The following is a 3,617-nucleotide window of genomic DNA, read 5'->3' on the forward strand; positions in this document are numbered from 1 at the left end:
GCGAACCGCGCAGCGAACACCGGCGACACATCCAACAACTCCACCGCCATCCCCACCCACTGCCCACCCTGACCCGGAAACACGAACACCGGATCAACGGTGTCGCCCGCACGCCGGGCGGCGCCCCTCGCGACGGCGGAGCCGGACGTCGTGCCGGTCAGACCGCGCAGTGAGGCGACGAGGGCGTCGCGGTCCGCGCCGACGACGACGGCACGCTGCTCCAGCGCGGCACGGCCGGTCAGGAGGGAGTACGCGATGTCGACGGGGTCGGTGTTCGAACTCTCGAGACGGGTCAGCAGCCGCTCGGCCTGGGCGCGCAGCGCGGTGTCCGAGCGTGCGGACAGCAGCCACGGCACGACCGTGCGGGACGGGCCGGCGGCGAGCGCTGCGGGCTCCTCCACGGCGATCGGCGGCTCGGGCTCTTCGAGGATGACGTGGGCGTTGGTGCCGCTGACTCCGAAGGAGGAGACACCGGCCCGGCGGGGCCTGCCGTTCCGTTCCCAGGGGCGGCTCTGCGCGAGGATCTCGACCCGTCCAGCCGACCAGTCGACGATCGGGGAGACCTCCTCGGCGTGCAGGGACTTGGGCAGGGTGGCGTGACGCATGGCCTGCACCATCTTGATGATCCCTGCCATGCCCGAAGCGGCCTGCGTGTGACCGATGTTGGACTTCACGGACCCGAGCCACAGCGGGCGGTCGCCGTCGCGTTCCTGACCGTAGGTCGCCAGCAGCGCCTGCGCCTCGATCGGGTCGCCGAGCCTCGTCCCCGTGCCGTGCGCCTCCACCACGTCCACGTCCGCCGCCGACAGACCCGCGTCCGCCAGCGCCGCACGGATCACCCGCTGCTGCGCAAGACCGCTCGGCGCCGTCAACCCGTTCGACGCACCGTCCTGGTTGATCGCCGAACCCCGCACCACCGCCAGCACCTGATGACCCTGCGCCTGCGCGTCCGACAACCGCTCCAGCAGCAGCACACCCACACCCTCGGCCATACCCATGCCGTCGGCTTCGGCGCCGAACGCCTTGCAGCGGCCGTCGACGGCCAGGCCGCGCTGACGGCTGAAGCCGACCAGGCCGATCGGCTCGCCCATGACGGCGGCGCCGCCGGTCAGTGCGAGGGAGCACTCGCCCGAACGAAGCGAACGCATGGCCTGGTGCATGGCGACGAGCGCGGACGAGCATCCGGTGTCCATCGTCACGGCCGGCCCTTCGAGGCCCAGTGTGTAAGAGATACGGCCGGAGGCGATGCTGGTGACGGTGCCGGTGATGAGGTGCCCTTCGAGCCCCTCCGGCACTTCCCCGCTCGCTCCGTAGCCCTGGTGGGACACGCCGACGAAGACCCCGGTGTCGCTGCCGCGCAGGCTGTCGGGCGCGATGCCGGCCCGCTCCAGGGTCTCCCAGGCGGTCTCCAGCAGCAGTCGCTGCTGCGGGTCCATCGCGGTCGCCTCACGCGGCGAGATCCCGAAGAAGGCCGCGTCGAACTCGGCCGCGTCGTGCAGGAATCCGCCGTCGCGGGCGTAGGTGGTGCCCGCTCGGTCCGGATCGGGGTCGTACAGGTTCTCCACGTCCCAGCCGCGGTCGGCGGGCAGGGACGAGATGGCGTCGGTCTCGTCGAGGACGAGTCGCCAGAAGTCGTCCGGTGAGTGGGCCCCGCCGGGGAAGCGGCAGCCCATGGAGACGATGGCGATCGGTTCGTCCTCACCGGCCGGGCGGGCCGCCGGAACGGCCGGCAGCGTGGTGGACGGCTGCTCGGCGGAGTCGTCGACGAGCTGTCCGCGCAGCTGCCGCGCGAGGTCGCGGATATTGGGGTGGTCGAAGGCGATCGCGGCGGGCAGCGTGAGGCCGGTCGCCTCGTTGAGCCGGTTGCGCAGTTCGACCGCGGTGAGGGAGTCGAAGCCGAGTTCGCGGAACGCACGTGTGGCGGCGATGTCGCTGCCGTCCGCGTGGCCGAGGACTGCGGCGACCTGGGTGCGGACCAGGTCGGTCAGCGTCCGGTCGCGTTCGGCGGAGCTCTGGCCTGCGAGTTCCGCACGCAGGCCGCCGCCGCGTTCCGAGGCGCGGTCGAGAACGGCCTCGTCGGCCCGCATCGCGGCCGCCACCTCGGGAACCTCGTGCAGCAGCGGGCGGGAGTGTGCGGCCGTGAAGACGGGGACGAAGCGCTCCCAGTCGATGTCGGCGACGGCGAGGAAGGTCTCGTCGTGATCGAGTGCCTGCTCGAGGCCTGCGACGGCGAGCTCGGCGTCCATGAAGGGGATGCCGCGCCAGCGCAGTTGCTCCCGGACGACGTTGACGGCCATGCCTCCGCCCTCCGGGCTCCAGATGCCCCAGGCGAGGGACGTGCCGGTCAGCCCGCGCGCTCTGCGATGGTCGGCGAGAGCGTCGACGTAGGCGTTGGAGGCCGAGTAGGCGCCGTGGTCGCCGCTGCCCCAGGTGCCGGCGACGGAGGAGTACAGGACGAAGGCGTCCAGCCGGTCGTGGTCGAAGAGTTCGTCGAGGTTGACGGCTCCGAGCAGCTTGGCGCGGGCGCCCTCGGCGAAGAACTCGAGGTCGGTGTCGGCGAGGGAGGCGAGCATGCCGACGCCCGCGGTGTGCACGACGGTGCGGATCGGGGTGCCGCCGGACTCCACCTGCTCGACGAGACGGTGCAGCGCTTCCCGGTCGGCGACGTCGCACGCGGCGATGGTCACCCGGCAGCCCAGCTCGGTCAGTTCCTGCCGCAGCGCCTCCGCGCCCGGCGCCTGGTCGCCGTGACGGCTCGTCAGCACCAGGTGCTCGGCGCCCTTGCGGGCGAGCAGTCGAGCCGTGTGGGCGCCGAGACCGCCGGTGCCTCCGGTGATCAGCGCGCCGCCGCTGGTGCTCCAGGGACGCGATGCGCTTCGGCCGGACAGGGGGGTGCGGACGAGCCGTCGGATGTGGGCAGCCGATCCGCGCAGGGCGATCTGGTCCTCGTCGTCCCCTGAGGCGAGGACGGCGACCAGGCCGCGGGCGGCGTCGGGGTCGGGTGCGGAGGGGAGGTCGACGAGGCCTCCCCAGCGCCGCGGCTGCTCCAGGGCGACCACCCGGCCGAATCCCCAGAGCGCGCCCTGTATCGGGTGGCTGACCGTGTCCCCGTCACCGGTGCTGACGGCTTCGCTGGTCAGGAACCACGTCCTGGCCTGGATGCCGGCGTCCAGCATGCCCTGGACCAGGACCAGCGAGGACATCAGGCCGACGGTCGCACCCGAGTGATCCGGGGCGAGACGCTCGTCGAGGGCCAGCAGGGACACGACGCCCCGCACGGAGTCGGTGTCGGTCCCGGCGTCGGTCCCGGCCACGGTGGCGGTGAGGCGCGCGGCGACGCGGGCGCGGTCCAGCTCGTCGGCGGCCATCGCGAAGGGCACGGTGGTCGCGCCCGCCTCGCTCAGGGCGTCGGCGACGGCCGCGGCCAGCGGCGACCCGACATGGTCTTCGGGGATGACGAGGAGCCAGGTCCCGTCGAGCGCAGCCCCTTCGGCGAGCCGGTGGGGCCGCCACACCACCCGGTAACGCCAGCTGTCCAGCTTCGCCCGGCCCTGCCGTCCCCGACGCCAGGCCGACAACGCCGGCAGGACATCGCCCAGCCCCCCGGTCCCGTCCAA

1 protein-coding gene is annotated in these 3,617 nt (G+C 73.0%); it reads right to left on the reverse strand.

Features of this window, described 5'->3' with window-relative positions:
* Positions 1–3,617: SDR family NAD(P)-dependent oxidoreductase (locus ACH4ZA_RS39800; protein ID WP_398433884.1), on the reverse strand; the 3,617-nt coding region annotated here is incomplete at both ends.

It is taken from the genome of Streptomyces sp. NPDC020597 (assembly GCF_044335095.1).
Lineage (GTDB): Bacteria > Actinomycetota > Actinomycetes > Streptomycetales > Streptomycetaceae > Streptomyces.